Origin of the sequence: Gaiella occulta (assembly GCF_003351045.1) — a bacterium.
GTDB lineage: Bacteria > Actinomycetota > Thermoleophilia > Gaiellales > Gaiellaceae > Gaiella > Gaiella occulta.
Genome location: NZ_QQZY01000002.1, coordinates 142,166 through 163,977 on the forward strand (window position 1 = coordinate 142,166; position 21,812 = coordinate 163,977).

Here is a 21,812-nt window from a genome sequence, read left to right on the forward strand (position 1 = left end):
GCTGGACCGCGTGATCCTGAAGGGGCGCGCTTCGCGCGCCCGTTCCAGGTCGAAGGCTATGAGAGGGCGCACTAGACCGACTCGACTAGAGTCCCCGCACGATGCGCATCGACGTGCTCAACGGGGTCAACCTCGATCTGCTCGGCAAGCGCGACCCCGGCACCTACGGGGACAGCTCGCTGCAGGACCTCGAGACGCAGGTCTACGCGTGGGCGCGCGAGCTCGACCTGCAGGTGCGCTGCCGCCAGACCAACCACGAGGGCGAGTACGTGGAGTTCATCCACCACGCGCTCGGCGCCGCCGACGGGCTCATCCTCAACCCGGGCGCCTGGACGCACTACTCCTGGGCGATCCGCGACGCCCTGGAGCCGTTTGCGAACCCGTTCGTCGAGGTGCACCTCTCGAACGTCGACGAGCGGGAGGAGTGGCGGCGCTTCTCGGTGCTCGAGGGGCTCGGCGGCATGCGGGTCGTCGGCAAGGGCTTCGACGGATACCGGGAGGCGCTCGCGCTTCTCGGCGGGCAGCGCGCATGAGCAGGCTCGCGCGACTCGGCGAGCGCCTCTCCCAGCCCCTCCTCGTCACGTGCGCGCCGAACGTGCGCTACCTGACGGGCTTCGAGAGCTCGAACTGCGCGCTGCTCGTCGAGCCGGGCGGCGCCACCACCCTGTACACGGACTTCCGCTACGCCGAGGCGGCCCGAGCCGTCGCGGGAGTCACCTTCGTCGAGACGCGCCGCGCCGTGCTCTCGGCGCTCGCCGAGCTGCTCCGCGGCCGCACCGTGGGGTTCGAGGCGGCGCACGTCAGCTACGCGGCCCACGAGGCGCTCGCGCGCGCCGGGGTCGAGCTCGTTCCCACGGAAGGGGTGGTCGAGGGCCTGCGCGCCGTCAAGGACGCCGCGGAGATCGATGCCATCCGGCGCGCCGCCGCGATCTCGGACGAGGTGTATGCGGCGCTCGCGGCCGAGCGGTTCACGGGCCGCAGCGAGGCCGACCTCGCCTGGTGGATCGAGCGGACGTTCCGCGAGCGCGGCGCGCAGGCGCTCGCGTTCGGCTCCATCGTCGCGGCCGGGCGCAACGGCGCCATGCCGCACCACCATCCGGGCGGCGACGTGATCCCGGCCGGCACGCTCGTGACGGTCGACATCGGATGCGTCGTCGACGGCTACTGCTCCGACTGCACACGCACGTTCGCCACCGGCACGCCGCCACCGGAGCTCGCCGACGCGTACGCGCTCGTCCTGCGCGCGCAGCTCGACGGGCTCGCCGCGGTGCGCGCCGGCGCTGCCGGACGGGACGTCGACGCCGCTTCGCGCGTCGCGATCGCCGCCGCGGAGCTCGGCGAGCGCTACGGTCACGGGCTCGGTCACGGCGTCGGCCTCGAGGTGCACGAGGCGCCGACGCTGCGGCCCGAGTCGGAGGACACGCTCGAGGCCGGCAACGTCGTCACCGTCGAGCCCGGCCTCTACCTGCCGGGCGTCGGCGGCTGCCGCATCGAGGACATCGTCGCCGTCGGCGCAGACGGCTGCGAGGTCCTCACGCACTTCACGAAGGATCTCGTCACGGTCGCCTGACCGCCCGCATCGAAGGTATCCTGCGCCGCCGAATGGCCGAGATCGTCAACACCAACCAGTTCAAGAACGGCATGCACATCGAGCATCGCGGCGGTGTGTGGCGGATCGTCGAGTTCCAGCACGTCAAGCCGGGCAAGGGCGGTGCGTTCGTGCGCACGAAGCTGAAGAGCCTCGAGACCGGCGCCGTCGTCGACGACACGTTCCGGGCAGGCGAGAAGTTCCCGCGCGTCCACACCGAGGTGAAGAACGTGCAGTTCCTCTACGACGACGGCACCGAGGCGCACTTCATGGACGAGCAGTCGTACGAGCAGTTCGCCGTGCCGTCCGCCGAGGTCGAGCTCGAGCTGTCGTACATGCTGCCGTCGTCCACGGTGCAGATGCTCGCCGTCAACGGCAAGCCGTCGGGTATCCAGCTTCCCGCCTCGGTCGAGCTCGTCGTCTCCGAGACCGAGCCCGGCGTCAAGGGCGACACCGTCTCGAACGTGACCAAGCCGGCGACGCTCGAGACCGGCGCCGTCGTGCAGGTGCCGCTGTTCGTGAACGCGGGTGACCGCATCAAGGTCGACCCGCGCGAGGCGCGCTACATCTCGAGGGCCTGAACGGGCGACCCGGCCGCGGGCGCGAGCGCCCGGCGCCGCCTGCCCGCGCGCGACCGCCGTGGCTTCCTGCAACCTCGGCCCGGCAATCGGAGTCGAACCGCCAGTCTCCACGCTAAGGTCCCACCCCGACATGCCGCAGCTCGTCGACACCACCATCCGCCTGCTCTCGCAGGAGCCTCTCGCCGGCAAGGTGCCGACGGGCGAGGTGCTGCGCATCGCGGAGATCCTCGACCGCGCCGGCTTCGCCTGCCTCGAGGTCTCCGGGGGCGGCGTGTTCGACGCCGCGGTGCGGCGCGGCGTCGAGAGCCCGTGGGAGCGCATCCGCGCGCTCGCCGCGCGTACGACCACCCCGCTCGGCATCGCGCTGCGCGGACGCTTCCTCGTCGGGTCGAAACCCGTCTCGACGGACATCGTGCGGCGTTTCGTCTCGTGCGCGGCCGAGAACGGCATCGACGTGTTCCGGCTCCACGACCCGCTCAACGACGTCTCGAACCTCCGCGAGGCCGGCCGCGCCATCGTCGACGCCGGCAGGCAGTTCCACGCCGGGCTCGTCTACAGCCCCGGCCGCGCCGGCGAGATCGACGCGTTGGTCGAGCAGGCGAGGAAGATCGCCGACCTCGGGGCCTCGCGCGTGCTCGTCAACGACCCGACCGGGGCGCTCCTCCCGCATCTGACCCAGGAGCTCGTCGAGCGGCTGCGCGACGCGACGGGCCTGCCGGTCGGCCTGTACGTGCAGGGCGCGTCCGGAACGGGCCTCGCGAACGCCCTCGTCGCCACGCGCGTCGGCGCCGACCTCGTCGCCACCGCCGTCTATCCGCTCGCGCTCGCGCTCCACCGCGTGCCGGGCGAGTCGCTCGTCGACGCGCTGCACGGGCTCGGTCGCGACACGGGCGTCGACACGGCGCCTCTGTGGGCGGCGGCCGACGTGATCGACGAGCACATCGGCGACGAGCCCGTCGCGCCCGTCGCGCCGCGGATCGCCGTCCGCGCGGCGGAGTACGACCTCCCCGCCGGGCTCGTGGCGGCGCTCGACGTGCATCTGCGCGCGCATGCCGCAGGCGACCGACTGCTCGACACCCTGTTCGAGGTCGGCCGCATCCGTGCCGAAGCCGGCTGGCCGCCGCTCGCGGCGCCGATCGGGCAGATCCTCGCATCGCAGGCGCTGCTGAACGTGCTCTCCGCGAGCCGCTACGGCACCGTGCTGGACGAGTTCCGGCTGCTCGTCGAGGGCGGCTACGGCGAGACGCCGGTGCCGATCGAGGCGGGCGTGGCGCGCGCGGTCGAGCTCGTCACCGGCAGCTCCCCTGCCCTGGACGACGACCCTCCGAGCGCGGATGACGTGCGCGAGGCCGCGGAGGGGCTCGCGGCAAGCGAGGAGGACCTCGTGCTGCTCGCGATGTTCGGCGAGGAGGCGCAGACGCTGCTGCAGACGATCCGGCAGCGCCACTCGCGCGAGGCGTCGCTGCTCCAGGGCGACGTCGACGCGACGCGGGCGGAGCGCATCCGAGAGCTCGTCAGGATCGTGCAGGAATCGGGCGTCGGCGAGATCGAGATCGAGGACGGCGGCATGCGCGTCTCCGTCAGGCGCGCCGAGGAGGTGCAGGTGGTCAGCGCCGCGCCTCTCGCCGCGATCGCCGAGCAGGCCGAGCCGTCGCTGCCGCCCGCTGCCCCGGCCGGCACGGTGCGGGTCGAGTCGCCGATGGTCGGCGTCTTCTATCGCTCGGCCGATCCGGGATCGCCGGCGTTCGTCGAGGTCGGCGACGTCGTCGCGGCCGGCCAGACGCTCTGCCTGCTCGAGGCGATGAAGTTGTTCAACGAGCTCAAGGCGGAGCAGGACGGCCGTGTGCGCGCGATCCACGTCGAGAACGGCCAGCCGGTGGAGTTCGGGCAGCTCCTGTTCGAGCTCGATCCGCTCGACGCGCAGCCGATCGTCTAGCCGCCGTGTTCTCCCGCGTCCTCGTCGCGAACCGGGGTGAGATCGCCGTGCGGGTGATCCGGGCGCTGCACGAGATGGGGATCGAGGCGGTCGCCGTCTACTCGACGGCGGAGCGCGACGCGCTGCACGTGCGCATGGCCGATCGAGCGGTCTGCATCGGGCCGCCGTCGGCGACCGACAGCTACCTGAGCATCCCCAACGTGATCGGCGCCGCCGAGACGACGAGCTGCGAGGCGGTGCACCCGGGCTTCGGCTTCCTGTCGGAGAACCCCGCGTTCGTGCGCGCCTGCGAGGAGAACGACCTCGTGTTCATCGGCCCGCCGGCGGACGTGATGGAGAAGGCCGGCGACAAGGCCCGCGCAAAGGCGGAGATGCGGGCCGCGGGGGTCCCGCTCGTGCCCGGCAGCGACGGCGTCGCCGACCTGGCCGGGATGCGCGCCGCCGCGGCGGAGATCGGGTTTCCGGTGCTCTTGAAGGCCTCTGCGGGCGGCGGTGGCAAGGGCATGCGGGTCGTCTCGTCCCACGACGAGCTCGAGGCCGCGTACGACGCCGCACGCCACGAGGCCGAGGCCGCTTTCGGGGACGGCTCGCTCTACCTCGAGCGCGCCGTCGTGCCGGCCCGGCACGTCGAGATCCAGGTGCTGTGCGACGGGCACGGGGGCGTGCTCACGATGGGCGAGCGGGAGTGCTCGATCCAGCGGCGCCACCAGAAGCTGGTCGAGGAGTCGCCGTCGCCGGCTCTGACAGCGGAGACGCGCGAGGAGATGGAGGCGTCGGTCGAGCGTGCCTGCCGGCGGCTCGGCTACGTCAACGCCGGCACGTTCGAGTTCCTGCTCGGCCCGAGCGGCGAGCCCTCGTTCATCGAGGTGAACTGCCGCTTGCAGGTCGAGCACCCCGTCACCGAGCTGACGACGGGGATCGACATCGTCCGCGAGCAGGTGCGCATCGCCGCCGGGGCGCGCCTTCCGCTCACCGGTCGCGCGCCGCGATCGGGCCATGCGATCGAGATCCGCATCAACGCGGAGGACCCGGCTCGCGACTTCGCGCCCGCCCCCGGCCTCGTCACCCGCTTCCGACCGCCGCTCGGGCCCGGTGTGCGCGTCGACACCGCCGTCGTCGACGGGGCGCGGATCCCGCCCTACTACGACTCGATGATCGCGAAGGTGATCGTCCGCGACGACGACCGTCCCGCCGCGATCGCGCGGGCGATCAGGGCGCTCGAGGAGCTCGAGGTGGAGGGCATCCCGACCACGCGCGAGCTCGCGCTCGACATCCTGCGCTCGCGCGAGTTCCAGGGAGGCGCGTACTCGACCAGCTACCTTGCGGAGATGCACGACCGTCTCCCGTCCCTTCGTCCCGCGTGAGGCGCGATCGCCTCGTCGTGGCGGGGACGCTCGGGAAGATCGAGGTCACGAGCGCGGCGCTCGCGTCGGTCGTCGTGCATGCCGCCGAGTCGGTCGCAGGCGTCCACGTGCGGCGGCCCCGGCGCCGGGTCGATGTCTCCGTCGACGACGGCAGCGCGCATGTCGAGGTGGCGCTGACGGGGCCGCTCGACGGCGTCTTGCCCGAAGTGGGCGAGCGTGTGCAGCACGCCGTCGCCGCGGCGCTCTCGGCCTCGACCGGTCTCGCCGTGTCCGTCGACGTCTCCTTCGAGGAGCTGGCATGACGACCGCGAAGGTCGGTCGCCGCAGGTCGCGCCGCACGGCGCTTTTCCTGCTCTACCAGTGGGATCTGACCGGACAGGCGCTCGCCTCGCTCTACGACGGAACGCCCGACGACTTCGCGCTCGAGCTGGCCGAGGCAGTGGCCGCCCGTGCCGGCGCGCTCGACGAGCGCATCTCCGCCGCCTCGGAGGGCTGGCCCGCCGATCGTCTCGGTACGCTCGAGCGGAACGTGCTGCGGATCGGCGTCTACGAGCTCGAGGAGGAGACGGTGCCACACGAGGTGGCGATCAACGAGGCGGTGGTGCTCGCGAAGCGGTACGCGAGCGACGACGCCGCACGGCTCGTCAACGGCATCCTCGGGCGCATCCAGCGCGAGGCGGAAGCGGCATGAGCACAGGCAGCGGCGAGGGGCTCGAGCGTGCGCAGGAGCTGCTCGAGCGCCTGCGCGTGAAGCTGGAGGGCCTGGAGCGGCTCGCCGACGCGGGTGACGCCGACGCGGCGGTAGACGACCTGACGGAGATCGCCGAGATCGCGAAGGAGATCGAGGCCGAGATCCAGCGTGCCCGCGCGAGCGCCGATGCAGGCGCCTGACCGCCTGGCCGCGCTCGTCGACGGATACGTGTCCGACCTGGCATTGACCGGGGAGCTCGGGCAGCAGCAGGAGTCGATGCGCTACGCGCTCGCCGGCGGCAAGCGGATCCGCGGCGTCATCTGCCTTGCTGTCGCCGAGGCGGCGGGCGGCGAGGCGGAGGCGGCGCTGCCGGCGGCGGCGGCCCTCGAGCTCGTGCACGCATTCTCGCTCGTGCACGACGACCTGCCGGCGCTCGACGACGACGACGAGCGCCGCGGGCGCGCGAGCACCCACGTCGTCTTCGGGGAGGGCGTCGCGCTGCTTGCCGGCGACGCGCTGCTGGCCGAGGCGTTCCGTCTCGCGCTCTCGTATCCCACGACCGCCCCGGCACGCGAGCTCGCGGAGGCCACGCTCGGGATGATCGGAGGTCAGTACCTCGACATCACGCACGCGAACGTCGACCTCTCCGAGCTGCACCGGCTCAAGACGGGACGGCTGTTCGCCGCGTCCGTCGGTCTCGGGCTGTGGGCGGTCGGCGTGCCGCACGAGGCGCAGGCGCCCTGGCGGGCCTTCGGCGACGAGCTCGGACTGCTGTTCCAGATCGTCGACGACGTGCTCGACGGAGACGGCTACGCGGCCCGCCTGGGCGGCGACGCCGCCCGCCTGCTCGCCGCCGAGGCTGCGTCGTCTGCCCGCTCCGCTCTCGCGGCGATCCCCGCCGACACCTCGGTCCTCGTCGCGGTCGTCGACGGCCTCGCCGTGCGGACGTCGTAGCGGGTGGACGGCGGCGGTCGGCCATGCCCGCGCCGGAGGCGAGATCCCGGTTAGCCTGCGGGCACGATGAAGAAGCGGCTCGACGTGCTGCTCGTGGAGCGCGGTCTGGCGCAGACGCGGAGCCAGGCACAGGCGCTCGTGCTCGCCGGGCTCGTGCGCGGGTACGACAAGGCGGGCGCGCAGGTGGACGAGGCCGTCGAGCTCGAGGTGCAGCGGCCGCCGCGGTTCGTCTCCCGTGGCGGCGAGAAGCTCGCCCGCGCGCTCGCGCTCCTCGGCGTCGATCCGGGAGGACGCGACTGCGCCGACGTGGGCGCCTCGACGGGCGGGTTCACGGACTGCCTGCTCCAGCACGGCGCGGCGCGGGTGGTCGCTCTCGACGTCGGCTACGGCCAGCTCCACCCGAGGCTGCGCGAGGATCCGCGGGTGACCGTCCTCGAGCGCACGAACGCGCGCGCGGTCGCGGAGCTGCCGTTTCCGCCGCAACTCGTCGTCTGCGACGTCTCGTTCATCTCCGTCCGCACGGCACTGCCGCCGATCCTGCGCCTGGCCGCGCCGGGCTGGCAGGCGCTCGTGCTCGTCAAGCCGCAGTTCGAGGCCGGTCGCGCGGACGTCCCGAAGGGGGTCGTGCGCGACCCGGAGGTGCGCCGCCGCGTGCTCGCCGAGGTCTGCGCGCAGGCGGGCGCATGGGGTGCGCGGGTCGCGGGCGTCGTAGACTCCGGTCTCCCGGGGCCGAAGGGCAACCGGGAGTTCATCGTCCACCTCGTCGCAGACCCGGAGCCGACCCTCCCCGATGACCTCGACCGCTGGATCGACGATGCCGTCGGCTAGGGCCGTCGCCCGGGCCGCCGTCGTGCTGCACGGGCGCCCCGAGCAGATCGGCGCGGGCCTGGCGCGCCTGGAGTCGGCGGCACGGGACGCCTCGGTCGAGCTGGTCGTGCTCTCGGCCGACGATCCGGCGCCTGGCGTGGACGTGGCGATCGTGCTCGGCGGCGACGGCACGATGCTGCGGGCGCTGCAGAAGTTCCTCGGCACGGGCGTGCCGGTGATCGGTGTCAACTTCGGGCGCGTCGGCTTCCTCAGCTCGATCCCGAGTGAGGAGCTCGAGGCGGGCGTGGCGCGCGTGTTCGCCGGGGCGACGGAGGTCGTAGAGCTCGCGACGCTCGACGTCGAGATCGGGGGCCGGCGTTTCACCGCCGTCAACGACGCCGTCATCACGAGCGCGGAGCTCGGGCGCATGGTGGAGATCGAATGGGCGATCGGCGGGGAGGATCTCGGGCGCGTCCCGTGCGACGGGCTCATCTGCACGACGCCGTCGGGCTCGACCGCCTACAACCTCTCGAACGGCGGTCCCGTGCTGATGTGGGGCCTGGACGCGATGGCGGTCACGTTCGTGGCGCCGCACAACCTGCACGCGCGCCCGCTCGTGATCCCGCGTGGTCGTGACGTGCTCGCGTGGAACCGGACGGCCGACGTCTCCTGCGCCGTCCTCGTCGACGGCCATCGCGTCGCCGACGCGGCACCGGGCGACGGCGTGGCTGTCCGGCTCGGCGAGCAGCGCTCGCTGTTCGGCACGCTGCCGGAGGCGACCTTCGTCTCGCGCTACCGGCACAGCTTCGCCCACTGAGCTGCAAGGCACCCGTCTCTCCGGGACAGTCGTCATACCGGCGTCGCCCGTCTACGATCTCTCTCGTGCTGCGACGGCTCAGGATCGAGAACCTCGTCCTCATCCGTGAGGCCGACCTCGAGCTCGCTGCGGGGCTGAACGTGCTCACGGGCGAGACGGGCGCGGGCAAGACGATCTTCGCGCAGGCGATCGGCCTGCTGCTCGGCACCCGCGGCGACACGTCGGCCGTGGGTCCTCACGGCACGGAGGCCTACGTGGAGGCGGAGCTCGACGTTCCGGATGGGTTCTTCGACGACGACGACATCTCGGTCATCGCCGAGCTTCGCCCGGAAGACGAGCGGGGCCTGGTGCTCGCGCGGCGGGTGTTCGCCGACGGGCGCACGCGCGCCTACGCGTGGGGACGGGCGCTGGGCCGCGAGGAGCTGGCGCGGGCGGCGGAGCGGCTGATCGCGATGTCGGGCCAGTTCGAGCAGCGCCGGCTCGCCCGGCCCGCCTTCCAGCTGGACGCGCTCGACGCGTTCTGCGGCCCGGGGCAACTGGAGCGGCGCCGCGCGCTGCGGGCCGCCTGGCGGTCGCTCGCGGCGGCACGCCGGGCGCACGAGGCGCTGGCGCTCGACGCCGGCGCTGCGCAGACGCGGCTCGCGGAGCTGCGGGCGCTCGTGGCGGCGACCGAGAGCTTCCAACCGGGCGAGGAGGAGTCGCTGCGGGCCGAGCGCGAGCGCATGCGGCATCTGGCGGAGATCGCGGAGGGCGCTGCCGCGGCCGTGCAGGCGATCGCCCCCGACGAGGGGGAGGGCGCGTCGGCGCTCACGGCGGCGGCCGAGCGCGCGCTCGCGCCGCTCGAGCGGCTCGCACCCGAGCTCGGCGCGGCGGCCGAGGAGCTGCGCGACCTCGCACTGCGGCTGCGCGAGGTCGGGAGCGACCTCCACCGCTACCTCGCTTCGCTCGAGGCCGACCCCGCACGCGTGGAGGCGGTCGAGGAGCGGCTCGACCTCATCGCGGAGGCGCGCCGGCGCTTCGGGGCGCACACGTTCGACGACCTGCTGGCGCAGCGGGACGGGGCGCGCGACGAGCTCGAGGACGTGTCCGCCGCAGGCGATCCGCTCGCTGCCGCCGCCGCCGAGGTCGAGTCCGTCCGGGCGGTCGTGGACGACCTCGTCCGCGACCTGCGGGAAGCGCGGCGGGACCGTGCGGCGGCGTTCGCCGAGCGGGTGGCCGCGGAGCTGCGGGGCGTCGGCATGGGCGACGGCGAGTTCCGTGTCGAGCTGCGCGAGCGCGAGCCCGGGCCGACGGGAGCCGACGAGGCGGTGTTCCTGATCCGCCCGAATCCGGGCCTGCCGTTCGGCCCGGTCGCCGAGACGGCGTCGGGAGGGGAGCTGTCCCGCGTCGCCCTCGCCCTCGCCGCCGTCGCGGGAGGCGAGACGCTCGTGTTCGACGAGATCGACGCGGGCATCGGCGGCGTCAGCGCGCACAGGGTCGCCGAGACGCTGGCCCGTCTGGCCGGCCGCGCACAGGTGATCACGATCACGCACCTCCCCCAGATCGCGCAGGTCGCCGAGCGGCACTTCGTCGTCGAGAAGGTGCCCGGTGAGCCGACGCTCACGCGCATCGAGCGGCTCGCCGACGACGAGCGGCGCGCCGAGCTCGAGCGCATGCTCGGCGGGGAGGCGTTCCTCGCCGCCGTCGCGGGCGACGCGCAGGCGTGAGCGCCGCCTCCGTCGCGGCCTCGCGAGCCCTCGCGTCCTCCCGGGCCGGCGCGTCCGCACAGACCTGCGCGTCCTCGCAAACCGCCCGTCCTCGCAAACCCCCGAAAGGGGGCGCCGGCCCCCCTACCAACACGGTACGCGCAGACCCGTGCCGTGTCCGTGCCGAGATCGTGCCGGCTTCGTGCCGCTGGCCGGCGCGGGCTGCCTTCCACGTGACTGATGGCCGCTGAGCTCGCAGGCACGGCCCGGCTCGGCCGGCGCACGAAGGATCTCGTCAAGCGGCTGCGTCCCGGCGACGTCGCGATCGTCGACCATGCCGACCTCGACAGGGTCTCGGTGGAGGAGCTCGTCGAGTCCGGGGTGCTCGCCGTCGTGAACGTTGCGCCGTCGATGTCGGGCCGCTTCCCCAACCCGGGTCCGCTCGCGCTCGTGCGCGCGGGCGTCGTGCTGATCGACGTGCCGGGCGCACCGCTGTTCGAGGAGGTGAGGGAAGGAGATGCGCTCGCCCTGCGCGGCGGCGCCGTCTGGTGTCGTGGCAGGTGCGTCGCCGAGGGCACGCGCCTCGACGAGATCAGGCTGTCGGCGGAGCTCGCCGCGCAGCAGAGCAGGGTCACCGAGGCGCTCGAGGCGTTCGCCGACAACACGCTGCGCCACCTTCGCGACGAGGGACGGCAGCTTGCCCAGAGCATCGACTTTCCGCCGCTGGAGACACGCTTCCGCGATCGCCATGCCGTGGTCGTCGCCCGCGGCCCTGGCTACAAGCGCGACCTTCGCATCGTGCGCCCGTACATCAGGGACTTCAAGCCGGTGCTCGTCGCGGTCGACGGCGGAGCCGACGCGCTGCTCGAGATCGGGCTCGCGCCCCACGTCATCGTCGGCGACTTCGATTCCGTCTCGGACGGGGCGCTGCGGTGCGGCGCCGAGTTGCTCGTGCACGCCTACGCCGACGGCCGCGCGCCCGGGGCGGAACGGCTCGCCCGCATGGCTCTCCGCTACGCCACCGTCTCGGCGCCGGGCATCAGCGAGGACATCGCGCTCCAGCTCGCGCACGACCGCGGCGCCGAGCTGATCGTCGCGGTCGGCACGCACTTCAACCTCGTCGAGTTCATGGAGCGCAACCGGGCGGGGATGGCGTCGACGTTCGTGACCCGCCTGAAGGTGGGGGAGGTGCTGGTCGACGCCAAGGGCGTGTCGCGCCTCGTCTCCCGCCGTGTGGGCGTGTGGCCGCTCGCGGCGTTCGCGGCCGCCGGCGTGACCGCGATCGTCGTCGCGGTGCTCGTCTCGCCCGCTCTGCGCAACGTCATCGAGCTGCTCACGCGCAGCCTCGCAGACGCGCTCGGGCTGTAGCCCCGCCCCGACGCGCGCGGGCGAGGGCGGACATCGAAGCGCTGCGTCTCTGCGAGACTGGGGCCGTGTTCGACCTCCGCTACCACGTGGCGTCGCTGACGGCGGTCTTCGTCGCGCTCGTGATCGGGATCCTCGTCGGCATCGGCCTCTCCGGCCGCGGCTTCGTGAACGACGCCGAGCGCCGTAACCTGATGAGCCAGATCGCGTCGCTGAAGGCTGAGCGCGACGCGGCGAACGGGCTCCTCGACGCTGCCGAGCGCGGCCGGCGGGCGCTGCAGGACTTCGCAACGGGCACGTACCCGGTGCTCGTTGCGGGGCGCCTCCAGGGCAAGCGCGTCGCGGTGCTGTTCGTCGGCCCGGTCGACCCGACCGTGTCCTTCGCCGTGGCGCGGGCGGTTCGCGACGCGGGCGGACGGATCGTGCGCACGCGCGCGATCGGCGTGCCGCTCGAAGAGCAGCGCGTCCAGGACGCGCTGGCCGCCCAGCCTGCGCTCGACGGCTACGCGGGCCCGGACAGCATCGACGAGCTCGCGCGCGGGCTTGCCCGCGAGTTCGCAGGCGGTGGCAAGACCCCCCTCTGGGACGCGCTCGACGGGGTGATCGTCGAGGAGCAGTCCGGCCCTTCGCGCACGCCCGCCGACGCCGTCGTCGTCGCGCGGCCCGCAGCGCCGCAGCGCGGGCCGACCAAGCAGTTCCTCTCGTCCCTCTACAGCGGTCTCGCGCGCTCGGGCGCGCCGGCCGTCGGGGTCGAGGAGTCCGGCGTCGTGCCGAGCGCGATCCCGGCCTTCGCCCGTGGCGGCCTCTCCACCGTCGACTCCGTCGAGACGGCCGCCGGAAGGCTGGCGCTCGTGCTCGTGCTCGACGGCGCGCAGCCCGGCAGCTACGGCGTCGAGGAGGATGCGGGTGACGGCGTGCTGCCGCCGATCGAGACCACCCCGCCGCGCGGGTGACGGGCGAGCTCACCATCCTCGTCGCCGCCCGTGACGAGGAGGAGCGGATCGCGGCCACGGTGCTCGGGCTGCGCGACCTCTTCCCCGAGGCGGCCGTCGTCGTCGCCGACGACGGCTCCCGGGACGGCACGGCTGCGGCGGCGGAGCGCGCCGGCGCGCGGGTGATCAGGCTCCAGCGCCGGGGCAAGGGGCAGGCGCTCGCCCTCGCCGAGCGGCGATGCCCGCCGGGGCCGCTGCTGCTCTGCGACGCCGATCTCGCGGGCGACCTGCGGCCGCTCGTCGGCACGGGTGCCGACCTCGCGATCGCGGCCTTCGCCCGGCGCCAGGGCGGCGGCTTCGGAATCGCGAAGCGGGCGGCGCGGGCGCTCATCCGCGCGCGGGCAGGCTTCGACGCCGGTGAGCCGCTGTCGGGGCAGCGCGCGCTCTCCCCACGCGCGCGCGCCGCCGTGTTCCCGGTCGCGGCGGGCTTCGGCGTGGAGACCCGCATGACGATCGACGCGGTGCGCGCCGGCCTGCAGGTGCGCGAGATCGAGTTGGATCTGGCGCACCGGGCGACCGGGCGCGACCTGCGCGGCTTCCTCCACCGGGGGCGGCAGCTCGCCCAGATCGTGCTCGCGTGCGGCCCCCAGGGCGTCAACTTCCGGGGGCTTCGCCTGCCCCTCGTCGGAGCGCTCGTCGGCCTGGCCCAGCCGTCATCGGCCCCGGTGGCCGCGATCGGCCTCGCCGACGACCTCTGGAGCGGCCCCGAGCGGGGCTTCTGCGGCCATCTTCGCGGCGGTGCGACGACCGGCACCCTGAAGCTCGTCGGCATCCCGCTGTACGCTCTCCTGCGCACCCGCTCGCTCTCCGGCGCGCTGCTCGTCGGCCTGTGCGCGAACACCGTCAACCAGCTCGACACGCGGCCCGGACGCGCGCTCAAGGGCTTCGCGCTCGGCGCGCTCCTCCTTCGGCGCGTGCCCCGGGGGGCGGCCGGGATGGCCGTCCTGCTCGCGCCCTACGATCTTCGGGAGATGGCGATGCTCGGAGACGCGGGATCGAACGCACTGGGGGCCGTGCTAGGTTTCGCTTCCGTGCGGACGCTCACGGGACGCAGGCGGTGGGGCGCGATCGGGGCGCTGGCCGCTCTGACCCTCGTCGGTGAGCGCCGCTCGCTCGGACGCCTGATCGAGTCGACTCCCCTCCTGCGCGAGCTCGACGCCGCCGGCAGGACTCCGTGAGCGACCGCCCGACCAAGTACGTGTTCGTCACGGGCGGCGTCGTCTCCGCTCTCGGGAAGGGCATCGTCGTGGCATCGCTGGGTCGCCTGTTGAAGTCGCGCGGCCTGCGCGTGCAGGCGCAGAAGTTCGACCCGTACCTCAACGTCGACCCGGGAACGATGAGCCCCTTCCAGCACGGCGAGGTGTTCGTGACCGAGGACGGGGCCGAGACCGACCTCGATCTCGGCCACTACGAGCGCTTCATCGACGAGAACATCTCCCGCAACGGCAGCCACAGCGCCGGTGCGATCTGGGACACGGTGCTGCGCAAGGAGCGCAAGGGCGAGTTCCTCGGCGCCACGGTGCAGGTGATCCCCCATATCACGAACGAGATCAAGGCGCGCATCCGCCGCGGCGCCGCAGCGCAGCCGGCCGACGTCGTCATCTCGGAGATCGGCGGCACCGTCGGCGACATCGAGTCGCTGCCGTTCCTCGAGGCGATCCGGCAGTTCCGCCGTGAGGTGGGGCAGCAGAACGTCCTCTACCTGCACGTCACGCTCGTCCCGTTCATCGAAGCCGCCGGAGAGCTGAAGACGAAGCCGACGCAGCACTCCGTCAACGAGCTCCGCCGCATCGGCATCCATCCCGACATCGTCGTCTGCCGCTCGCACGAGGAGATGTCCGAGGAGATTCGCGACAAGATCGCGCTCTTCGCCGACGTCGACCTGGATGCGGTGATCGCCTGCCCGGATGTGGCCGACGTGTACCTCGTCCCCGAGCGCCTGCAGGCCGAGGGGCTCGACACGCTCGTGTGCGAGCGGCTCGGGCTCGACACTGCGCCCGCCGTGCTCGGCGAGTGGCAGGAGCTCACGGACAAGATCGGTCGACGCCGCGAGGACGTCGAGATCGCCCTCGTCGGCAAGTACATCAAGCTCCACGACGCGTACCTGTCGGTGCACGAGGCGCTCAAGCACGCAGGGGTGCAGCAGGGGGCGATGGTGCGTGTGCGCTGGTTCGACTCCGAGAACATGACCTACGACGAGGCGGTCGAGGAGCTCGAGACGGTCGACGGCGTGCTCGTCCCCGGCGGTTTCGGCTCGCGCGGGTGGGAGGGAAAGATCCTCGCGTGCAGGGTCGCGCGCGAGCAGGGCATCCCGTACCTCGGCATCTGCCTCGGCATGCACGTCGCCGTGTCGGAGTTCGCCCGCCACGTGTGTGGCATGGAGGGCGCCAACTCGACCGAGATGGACCCCGAGACGCCGTATCCGGTCATCGACCTGCTGCCCGAGCAGAAGGAGATCGAGGATCTCGGCGGCACGATGCGGCTCGGCGCGCAGGCGGTGGAGCTCGCCGAGGGCACGCGCACGCGTGAGGTCTACGGCGAGCCGACGATCCACGAGCGCCACCGGCACCGCTACGAGGTGAACAACCAGTACCGCGAGCAGCTCGTCGCGCACGGGCTCGTCGTCTCCGGCACGTTCCAGGAGGGGCGCCTGGTGGAGATCGTCGAACTGCCCGATCACCCGTGGTTTCTCGCGAGCCAGTTCCACCCGGAGTTCAAGTCGCGGCCGACGCGGCCGGCGCCGCTGTTCCGCGAGTTCGTCGCCGCCGCGCTCGAGCGGGCCCGGACGCGAGGGCGCATGTCCGTGCAGGCCGCGCGTTCATAGCGGCGCGTGCCCGTGCCCGACGCCGTCGAGCTCTTCCTCGAGCTTGCCTCGATCCCGAGCCCTCCCGGCGAGGAGCGTGCCGTCGCCGATCGCGTGATCGGCGTCCTCGACGAGATCGGCGTGCCGTGGGACGAGGACGCGTGCGGCCCTGCGATCGGCTCGACGATGGGCAACGTGCTCTGCCGCCTGCCGGGTCGGGTCGACGGCGGCGTGCCGCTGTTCCTGTGCGCCCATCTGGACACGGTGCCGCCGTCGGCGCCGATCGTGCCGACCGTCGAGGACGGCGTCGTGCGGAACGCTGCGGGCACGATCCTCGGCGCAGACGACAAGGCCGCCGTCGTGGTCATGCTCGAGGCGGCACGGCGGATCGTCGCCGCAGGGCTCCCGCACGCCGGCGTCGAGCTGCTGTTCACGCCGAAGGAGGAGGTCGGGCTGCTCGGCGCCGACGCTTTCGACACCGCGCGCCTGGAGGCCCGCGTCGGCTACGTGTACGACCAGGCGGCGCCCATCGGCCAGATCATCCTCGGGGCTCCGTATGCGCGCTCCTTCGAGGTTCGCTTCCACGGCCGTGCCGCGCACGCGGGCATGGCGGCAGAGGAGGGGCGTTCGGCGATCGCAGCCGCCGCGCGCGCGATCGCGGATCTGCGGCTCGGCCGCATCGACGAGGAGACGACGGCGAACGTCGGCATCGTGAGCGGCGGGACGGCCCGCAACATCGTGCCCGAGTGGTGCGTCGTGCACGCCGAGGCGCGCTCCCACGACGAGCGCAAGCTCGCCGAGCTCGTGCAGGAGATGCTCGACACGTTCTCCTTCGCGGCGAGCGTGTCTGACTGCACCGTCGAGGTCGAGGTGGTCGAGCAGTACCGCGGCTACCGCTTCCGTGCCGACGACCTGCCGGTGAGGCTTGCGCAGCGGGCCCTGCGGCGGGCCGGCTTCGAGCCGTCGACCGCTCTCTCCGGTGGGGCCGCCGACGCGAACGTGTTCAACCAGCGTGGCCTGCAGTGCGTCAACCTCGCCAACGGCATGATCGACATCCACACGCCGGACGAGCGCATCGCCGTCGCCGACCTCGAGGGCATGGTGCAGGTGACGCTGGCGCTCGTGGCTGCGGCGCTGGAGGAGCGCTGAGATGGCGCTGAGCCTGCGCTTCGGTACCGTCACCGCGGTCTCCCAACGGCTCGTCGAGCTGATCCGGTGCGAGGTCGACGGCGTTCCGTGCATCGCCTACCCACGCCAGACGGGCCCGGTCGAGGTGGGGGACATCGTGCTCGTGAACACGCAGGCGCGCGATCTGGAGCTCGGGTCCGGTGGGTTCGACCTCCTCTACGCCAATCTCACCCGCGGCCTCGGCCTGCCGGCGGCCGACGGCGCTCACGTGATGGCGCTGCCCTACGGCGTCGCCCAGTCGGCTGCCCGCTGCGTGGAGGAGAGCGGCGCGCTTGCCGGGTCGCTCGGCGGCATGCCGGTCGTGTGTTGCGGCCTGCACAGCCAGGTCGCGCCGGCGGCGGCCGCGATCGGCCGCGGACGGCGCGTCGCGTTCGTGCAGATCGCCGGCGGCGCGCTGCCGGTCGCGCTCTCCGACACGGTTCGCGCGCTGAAGAGCAGGCGGTTGCTCGACACCGCGGTCGCGGTGGCGCCGTGCCACGACGGCGACGTGCAGGCGGTGACGCTCCCGGGTGCGCTGGCGTGGGCGAGGCAGGACGGGTTCGACGCCGTCGTCTGCGGGGTCGGCCCGGGCATCGTCGGCACCGGCTCCGAGTACGGTCACGGCGGTCTGGCGCTCGCCGCGGCGGTGAACGCGACGGTGGCGCTCGGCGGCCGTGCGATCGTGACGGTGCGCTTCTCCGACGGCGACCCGCGTGACCGGCATCGCGGCGTATCGCACCACACCCGCTCGGCGTTGCGCTTCTGCGTCGGCGACTACGAGATCGCGTGGCCGGCCATGCTCGGAGAGCCGTCCCTCGGCAGGCCCGTGACGGAGGTCGACGTCGACGGCTGGGCCGAAGCCTGTGCCGGACTGCCGCTCGCGCACATGGGCCGCGGCCCCGCGGAGGATCCCGGGTTCTTCGCCGCTGCGTTCGCCGCCGGGCGGCTCGCGTCCCGATATCTCGACTGACGGAAGGGCGCCGATCGTAGCGACGTGCCGCCGTGGCCGTGTTCCGCTATCGTCCCGCCGCCATGCGGATCGGCGTCGCCAGAGAGATCAAGCCGCGGGAGTACCGTGTCGCGTTGACGCCGGCGGGGGCGCTCGAGCTCGTGCGGCACGGGCACGAGGTGGTGGTCGAGGAGGGTGCGGGCGTCGGCTCCGGTTTCGCCGACGAGCAGTACGCGGCGGTGGGCGCGCGGACGGCTTCGGTGGACGAGGTGTGGGCGACGGCCGAGCTGCTGTTGAAGGTGAAGGAGCCGGTCGCGGCGGAGTATGGGCGGCTGCGCGAGGGCCTGACGCTGTTCACGTATCTGCACATCGCGGCCGACGCGCCGTTGACGAGGGCGCTCGTCGACTCGGGTGTCACGGCGATCGCGTACGAGACGGTCGAGACGGCGGATCGGAGGCTGCCGCTGCTGGCGCCGATGAGCGAGGTGGCGGGCCGGCTTGCGCCGCAGATGGGCGCCTGGGCGCTCGAGAAGGCGCACGGCGGGCGCGGGATCCTGCTCGGCGGCGTTCCGGGGGTGCCGCCGGCGAAGGTGGTCGTGCTGGGCGGGGGCGTCGTGGGGTTCAACGCGGCGCTGATCGCGGTCGGCATGCAGGCCGACGTCTGGGTGCTCGACAGGTCGGTCGACCGTATGCGCGATCTCGAGTCGATGTTGAACGGGCGCATCAGCCTCGCCATGTCGAGCCGGCTGCAGATCGAGGAGGCGATAGCCGACGCCGACATGGTGATCGGTGCCGTGCTCGTGCCCGGTGCGCTCGCGCCGAAGCTTGTCACGCGCGAGATGCTGTCCCTCATGAAGCGCGGAGCCGCGCTCGTCGACGTCGCCATCGACCAGGGTGGCTGTTTCGAGACGTCGCACGCGACGACGCATGACGACCCGGTGTTCGAGGTCGACGGGATCGTCCACTACTGCGTCGCCAACATGCCCGGGGCCGTGCCGGTCACGTCGACGAAGGCGCTCACGAACGTGACGCTGCCCTACGTCGAGGCGATCGCGGCCAAGGGGGCCGGGCGGGCGATCGCCGACGATCCGGCGCTCGCCCGGGGCGTCAACGTGACCGCGGGCAAGATCACGTACCGCGCGGTGGCCGACGCGCACGGGCTCCCGTACACACCGCTCGCCGACGCCGTTCCCGCGCGCGTCTGACCCCGCGTCGGCTCTCCCTCCCCCGGTCGTCCAGGAGCCGCTCGCGGGCGCCGGGCCGGCGAGGAGGGCCCGCTCGAGCCCGGCGCCGGCGAGTGAGGATCTGCAGGCGCCGTGCGGGCGTCAGCCCTTGTCGGATCTGCGCTTGGCCGACTGGGCGGGCGAGATGCGGATCACGGTCCAGGTGAGGGCCGCCGAGAGGGCGAGGATCGCGAGCACGTAGATGACGAGCTCCACCAGTCCGAGGATCGTGTTCATCCACGAAGTAGGATACCGGCGTGCCGCGCGCGTGCGTGATCGTGCTCGATGCCGTCGGCGCGGGAGCGTTGCCGGATGCGGCCGAGTGGGGGGACGAGGGCTCGGACACACTGGGGAACGTCGCCCGCGCGGTCGGGGGTCTCGACCTGCCCAACCTCGAGGCGCTCGGGCTCGGGAACGTCGAGCCGCTCGCAGGCTGCCCGCCGCAGCCGGGCGCGCCGGCGGTGGCGGGGAGGCTGGTCGAGCGGTCGAAGGGCAAGGACACGACGGCGGGCCACTGGGAGCTGATGGGCATCGTCACGCCGGTCGCGTTCCCGACCTACCCGTACGGCTTCCCGGACGACGTGATCGACCCGTTCATGAACCGCACCGGGCGGGGGGTGCTCTGCAACAAGCCGGCGTCGGGCACCGAGGTGATCCTCGAGTACGGTGAGGAGCACCAGAAGACCGGCAAGTGGATCGTGTACACGTCGGCCGACTCGGTGTTCCAGATCGCGGCCCACGAGGAGACGATCCCGCTGGAGGAGCTCTACGGCGCCTGCCGTGCGGCGCGGGAGATCCTCACCGGCAAGCACGCCGTCGGACGCGTCATCGCGCGCCCGTTCCTCGGCGCCCCGGGCCACTACGAGCGCACGCCGAACAGACACGACTTCTCGCTCGAGCCGCGGCGCCCGAACTACCTGAGCGCGATCCGCGCCGCCGGCAACACCGTGTACGGGGTCGGGAAGATCTCGGACATCTTCGCCGGTTGCGACATCGACGAGTCGTTTCCGACGAAGTCGAACGTGGACGGGATCAACCGCACGCTCGAGCTGCTCGAGAACGTCGCCGAAGGCTTCGTGTTCACGAACCTCGTCGAGACCGACCAGCTGTGGGGGCACCGCAACGACCCGGTCAACTTCCACCGCTGCCTGCAGGACTTCGACCGCCGGCTGCCGGACATCCTCGAGGCCCTGCGCGACGGCGACCTGCTCATCCTCACCTCCGACCACGGCTGCGACCCCACGACGCCGTCGACGGACCACTCGCGCGAGCACGCGCTGCTGCTCGCGTACGCCGTGGGGAAGAACGCGGCAGGTCGGATCCACGAGGGAGAGTTCGGCGACGTCGGCGCCACGGTGTGCGCCTGGCTCGGCGGCAAGCACCCGGGCAAGGGCGCCCCCGGCTCGCCGATCATCGATCCGTGAGCAGGCACGAGGGTCACGCCGTCGACGCGTCGATCACGCTCGGGAGCGTTGCAGCGGGAGTGCCGCTGCCGGAGCTCGAGCTGCCCGTCGCCGTCCGCCGCACGCCGGTCGTCTTCGTCGCGCCGAGGGCCGCGTGACGATCCGCCCCGCGGAGCTGATCGAGCGCAAGCGCGACGGCGGCGAGCTCTCGGCCGGCGAGGTGTCCGAGCTGATCCTCGCCTACGCGCGCGACGAGGTGCCCGACTACCAGATGGCCGCATGGTGCATGGCGGCGTACTTCAAGGGCCTCTCGGCCGCGGAGACGTTCGCGCTCACGGACGCGATGATCCGCTCGGGCGAGACGCTCGACCTCGGTGCGGCGCTCGGGCGCAAGGTCGTCGACAAGCACTCGACGGGCGGGGTGGGGGACAAGACGTCGATCGCGGTCGGGCCGATCGTCGCCGCATGCGGCGTGCCGCTCGGGAAGATGAGCGGCCGGGGCCTCGGCCACACCGGCGGCACGCTCGACAAGCTCGAGTCGATCCCCGGCTTCCGCGTCGAGCTGACGACGGAGGAGATGATCGCGCAGCTGCGCGAGGTGGGGATGGCGATCGTCGGCCAGAGCGCCGATCTCGTGCCGGCCGACAAGAAGCTCTACGCGCTCCGTGACGTCACGGCGACGGTCGACGTCATGCCCCTCATCGCCTCCTCGATCATGTCCAAGAAGCTCGCCGCGGGGGCAGACGCGATCGTCCTCGACGTCAAGGTCGGCGACGGCGCGTTCATGAAGACGCTCGACGACGCCCGCGCGCTCGCCGCGCAGATGCTCGACCTCGGGCACCGCGCCGGCAAGCAGGTCGTGTGCCTGCTGACCGACATGGACCAGCCGCTCGGGCGTGCCGTCGGCAACGCGCTCGAGATCCGCGAAGCCGTCGACACGCTTCGCGGCGTCGGCCCCGGCGACTTCGGCGAGCTCGTGCTCGACGCCTGCGCCAGGCTGCTCGCGTTCTCCGACCTCGGGATCGACCTCGCCGAGGGGCGGCGTCGCGCCGAGCAGGCGCTCTCGGACGGGTCCGCCCTCGCCGTCTACGAGCGCTGGATCCGCGCCCAGGGAGGCGACCCCGACCTCTCCGCCCTGCCCGAGGCGCCCGTGCGCATGCCGGTGCGCGCGCCGCGGGACGGGGTCGTCGCGGGCGTGCGGGCGCTGGCAGTGGGCATCGCGGCACTCGAGCTCGGCGCAGGCCGCCGTACGAAGGCCGACCCGATCGACCATGCGGTCGGCGTCGTCTGCTTCGCCAAGCGCGGCGACACGGTGCTCGCCGGGGACGACCTCGCCGAGGTGCACGCTCGGGACGAGAGCGCCGCCGGAAAGGCCGTGAGCGCCGTCCTGGCGGCGTACGAGCTCGTGGACGAGGCACCGCCCGCGCGCGGCATCGTGCTCGACGTCGTCGAGTAGGGCACCGGCAGCGAGTCCTGCCACTACAGTC

Annotated in this window: 23 protein-coding genes; 22 read left to right on the top strand and 1 reads right to left on the bottom strand. The window is 73.0% G+C overall.

Annotation, left to right across the window (positions count from 1 at the left end):
• The first annotated feature begins 101 nt into the window (after positions 1 to 101).
• The 19 genes from Gocc_RS04225 to ald all read left to right on the top strand — a co-directional run bounded on the left by Gocc_RS04225 (position 102) and on the right by ald (position 18,904).
• On the top strand, positions 102 to 533 hold the full coding sequence (locus Gocc_RS04225; protein ID WP_114795300.1) for a type II 3-dehydroquinate dehydratase: 432 nt from the start codon (positions 102 to 104) through the stop codon (positions 531 to 533).
• Positions 530 to 1,570, top strand: a complete 1,041-nt coding sequence (locus tag Gocc_RS04230; protein WP_114795301.1) for a M24 family metallopeptidase — start codon at positions 530 to 532, stop codon at positions 1,568 to 1,570. Before Gocc_RS04225 ends, Gocc_RS04230 begins: the two co-directional genes overlap by 4 nt.
• 32 nt (positions 1,571 to 1,602) lie before the next feature.
• On the top strand, positions 1,603 to 2,169 hold the full coding sequence (efp, locus tag Gocc_RS04235) for an elongation factor P (protein WP_220150443.1): 567 nt from the start codon (positions 1,603 to 1,605) through the stop codon (positions 2,167 to 2,169).
• Between the two features lie 130 nt (positions 2,170 to 2,299).
• Positions 2,300 to 4,105, top strand: a complete 1,806-nt coding sequence (gene accB, locus Gocc_RS04240; protein ID WP_114795302.1) for an acetyl-CoA carboxylase biotin carboxyl carrier protein — start codon at positions 2,300 to 2,302, stop codon at positions 4,103 to 4,105.
• A gap of 5 nt (positions 4,106 to 4,110) precedes the next feature.
• Positions 4,111 to 5,469 carry an acetyl-CoA carboxylase biotin carboxylase subunit gene (locus Gocc_RS04245; protein ID WP_114795303.1) on the top strand — a complete coding sequence of 453 codons (1,359 nt, stop codon included), beginning with the start codon at positions 4,111 to 4,113 and terminating at the stop codon, positions 5,467 to 5,469.
• Positions 5,466 to 5,771: a hypothetical protein gene (locus tag Gocc_RS04250; protein WP_114795304.1), complete on the top strand. Its 306-nt coding sequence runs from the start codon at positions 5,466 to 5,468 to the stop codon at positions 5,769 to 5,771. Before Gocc_RS04245 ends, Gocc_RS04250 begins: the two co-directional genes overlap by 4 nt.
• Positions 5,768 to 6,160, top strand: a complete 393-nt coding sequence (gene nusB, locus Gocc_RS04255; protein WP_114795305.1) for a transcription antitermination factor NusB — start codon at positions 5,768 to 5,770, stop codon at positions 6,158 to 6,160. Before Gocc_RS04250 ends, nusB begins: the two co-directional genes overlap by 4 nt.
• Positions 6,157 to 6,360 carry a hypothetical protein gene (locus Gocc_RS04260; RefSeq protein ID WP_114795306.1) on the top strand — a complete coding sequence of 68 codons (204 nt, stop codon included), beginning with the start codon at positions 6,157 to 6,159 and terminating at the stop codon, positions 6,358 to 6,360. Before nusB ends, Gocc_RS04260 begins: the two co-directional genes overlap by 4 nt.
• Entirely contained in the window at positions 6,347 to 7,114 is a 768-nt protein-coding gene (locus Gocc_RS04265) for a polyprenyl synthetase family protein (RefSeq protein WP_147281179.1), read from the top strand. Before Gocc_RS04260 ends, Gocc_RS04265 begins: the two co-directional genes overlap by 14 nt.
• A 66-nt stretch (positions 7,115 to 7,180) precedes the next feature.
• Entirely contained in the window at positions 7,181 to 7,942 is a 762-nt protein-coding gene (locus Gocc_RS04270; RefSeq protein WP_114795308.1) for a TlyA family RNA methyltransferase, read from the top strand.
• A complete protein-coding gene (locus Gocc_RS04275) occupies positions 7,929 to 8,738 on the top strand; it encodes an NAD(+)/NADH kinase (RefSeq protein ID WP_181813357.1) in 810 nt (269 codons plus the stop codon). Before Gocc_RS04270 ends, Gocc_RS04275 begins: the two co-directional genes overlap by 14 nt.
• 65 nt (positions 8,739 to 8,803) lie before the next feature.
• Positions 8,804 to 10,444, top strand: a complete 1,641-nt coding sequence (locus Gocc_RS04280) for a DNA repair protein RecN (protein WP_181813358.1) — start codon at positions 8,804 to 8,806, stop codon at positions 10,442 to 10,444.
• Positions 10,445 to 10,663: 219 nt separating this feature from the next.
• On the top strand, positions 10,664 to 11,791 hold the full coding sequence (steA, locus tag Gocc_RS04285) for a putative cytokinetic ring protein SteA (protein WP_114795311.1): 1,128 nt from the start codon (positions 10,664 to 10,666) through the stop codon (positions 11,789 to 11,791).
• A 65-nt stretch (positions 11,792 to 11,856) separates the two neighbouring features.
• Positions 11,857 to 12,741 carry a copper transporter gene (locus Gocc_RS04290; RefSeq protein ID WP_181813359.1) on the top strand — a complete coding sequence of 295 codons (885 nt, stop codon included), beginning with the start codon at positions 11,857 to 11,859 and terminating at the stop codon, positions 12,739 to 12,741.
• A complete protein-coding gene (locus tag Gocc_RS04295) occupies positions 12,738 to 13,958 on the top strand; it encodes a glycosyltransferase (protein WP_114795313.1) in 1,221 nt (406 codons plus the stop codon). The genes Gocc_RS04290 and Gocc_RS04295 overlap by 4 nt, the downstream gene beginning before the upstream one ends.
• Positions 13,955 to 15,604, top strand: a complete 1,650-nt coding sequence (locus Gocc_RS04300) for a CTP synthase (RefSeq protein ID WP_114795314.1) — start codon at positions 13,955 to 13,957, stop codon at positions 15,602 to 15,604. Before Gocc_RS04295 ends, Gocc_RS04300 begins: the two co-directional genes overlap by 4 nt.
• Positions 15,605 to 15,616: 12 nt before the next feature.
• On the top strand, positions 15,617 to 16,732 hold the full coding sequence (locus Gocc_RS04305; RefSeq protein WP_181813360.1) for a M20/M25/M40 family metallo-hydrolase: 1,116 nt from the start codon (positions 15,617 to 15,619) through the stop codon (positions 16,730 to 16,732).
• Between the two features lies 1 nt (position 16,733).
• Complete coding sequence (locus Gocc_RS04310; protein WP_114795316.1) at positions 16,734 to 17,720, top strand: DUF3866 family protein; 987 nt, start codon at positions 16,734 to 16,736, stop codon at positions 17,718 to 17,720.
• 62 nt (positions 17,721 to 17,782) lie between these two features.
• The gene (gene ald, locus Gocc_RS04315; RefSeq protein WP_114795788.1) at positions 17,783 to 18,904 is read left to right on the top strand and encodes an alanine dehydrogenase; all 1,122 of its coding nucleotides are present in this window, start codon (positions 17,783 to 17,785) and stop codon (positions 18,902 to 18,904) included.
• A gap of 120 nt (positions 18,905 to 19,024) precedes the next feature.
• Here ald and Gocc_RS16875 read toward each other — a convergent pair whose 3' ends face one another.
• Entirely contained in the window at positions 19,025 to 19,159 is a 135-nt protein-coding gene (locus tag Gocc_RS16875; RefSeq protein ID WP_281268414.1) for a hypothetical protein, read from the bottom strand.
• 20 nt (positions 19,160 to 19,179) lie between these two features.
• Between Gocc_RS16875 and Gocc_RS04320 the strand changes: the two genes are divergently transcribed.
• The 3 genes from Gocc_RS04320 to Gocc_RS04325 are packed head-to-tail and all read left to right on the top strand — an operon-like array spanning position 19,180 to position 21,781.
• Positions 19,180 to 20,346 (top strand): phosphopentomutase, encoded by a 1,167-nt coding sequence (locus tag Gocc_RS04320; RefSeq protein ID WP_114795317.1) that lies wholly within the window; start codon positions 19,180 to 19,182, stop codon positions 20,344 to 20,346.
• Entirely contained in the window at positions 20,343 to 20,483 is a 141-nt protein-coding gene (locus Gocc_RS15980) for a hypothetical protein (protein WP_181813361.1), read from the top strand. The genes Gocc_RS04320 and Gocc_RS15980 overlap by 4 nt, the downstream gene beginning before the upstream one ends.
• Entirely contained in the window at positions 20,480 to 21,781 is a 1,302-nt protein-coding gene (locus Gocc_RS04325; protein ID WP_220150444.1) for a thymidine phosphorylase, read from the top strand. The genes Gocc_RS15980 and Gocc_RS04325 overlap by 4 nt, the downstream gene beginning before the upstream one ends.
• Positions 21,782 to 21,812: the final 31 nt, after the last annotated feature.

Excerpts from the sequence above, each read along its gene's own strand:
- Gocc_RS04310 (WP_114795316.1), top strand. The coding sequence starts at position 16,734 with ATGGCGCTGAGCCTGCGCTTCGGTACCGTCACCGCGGTCTCCCAACGG.
- Gocc_RS04230 (WP_114795301.1), top strand. The coding sequence starts at position 530 with ATGAGCAGGCTCGCGCGACTCGGCGAGCGCCTCTCCCAGCCCCTCCTC.
- nusB (WP_114795305.1), top strand. The coding sequence starts at position 5,768 with ATGACGACCGCGAAGGTCGGTCGCCGCAGGTCGCGCCGCACGGCGCTT.
- Gocc_RS04265 (WP_147281179.1), top strand. The coding sequence starts at position 6,347 with ATGCAGGCGCCTGACCGCCTGGCCGCGCTCGTCGACGGATACGTGTCC.
- ald (WP_114795788.1), top strand. The coding sequence starts at position 17,783 with ATGCGGATCGGCGTCGCCAGAGAGATCAAGCCGCGGGAGTACCGTGTC.
- Gocc_RS16875 (WP_281268414.1), bottom strand. The coding sequence starts at position 19,159 with ATGAACACGATCCTCGGACTGGTGGAGCTCGTCATCTACGTGCTCGCG.
- steA (WP_114795311.1), top strand. The coding sequence starts at position 10,664 with ATGGCCGCTGAGCTCGCAGGCACGGCCCGGCTCGGCCGGCGCACGAAG.
- Gocc_RS04275 (WP_181813357.1), top strand. The coding sequence starts at position 7,929 with ATGCCGTCGGCTAGGGCCGTCGCCCGGGCCGCCGTCGTGCTGCACGGG.
- Gocc_RS04225 (WP_114795300.1), top strand. The coding sequence starts at position 102 with ATGCGCATCGACGTGCTCAACGGGGTCAACCTCGATCTGCTCGGCAAG.
- Gocc_RS04260 (WP_114795306.1), top strand. The coding sequence starts at position 6,157 with ATGAGCACAGGCAGCGGCGAGGGGCTCGAGCGTGCGCAGGAGCTGCTC.
- efp (WP_220150443.1), top strand. The coding sequence starts at position 1,603 with ATGGCCGAGATCGTCAACACCAACCAGTTCAAGAACGGCATGCACATC.
- accB (WP_114795302.1), top strand. The coding sequence starts at position 2,300 with ATGCCGCAGCTCGTCGACACCACCATCCGCCTGCTCTCGCAGGAGCCT.
- Gocc_RS04270 (WP_114795308.1), top strand. The coding sequence starts at position 7,181 with ATGAAGAAGCGGCTCGACGTGCTGCTCGTGGAGCGCGGTCTGGCGCAG.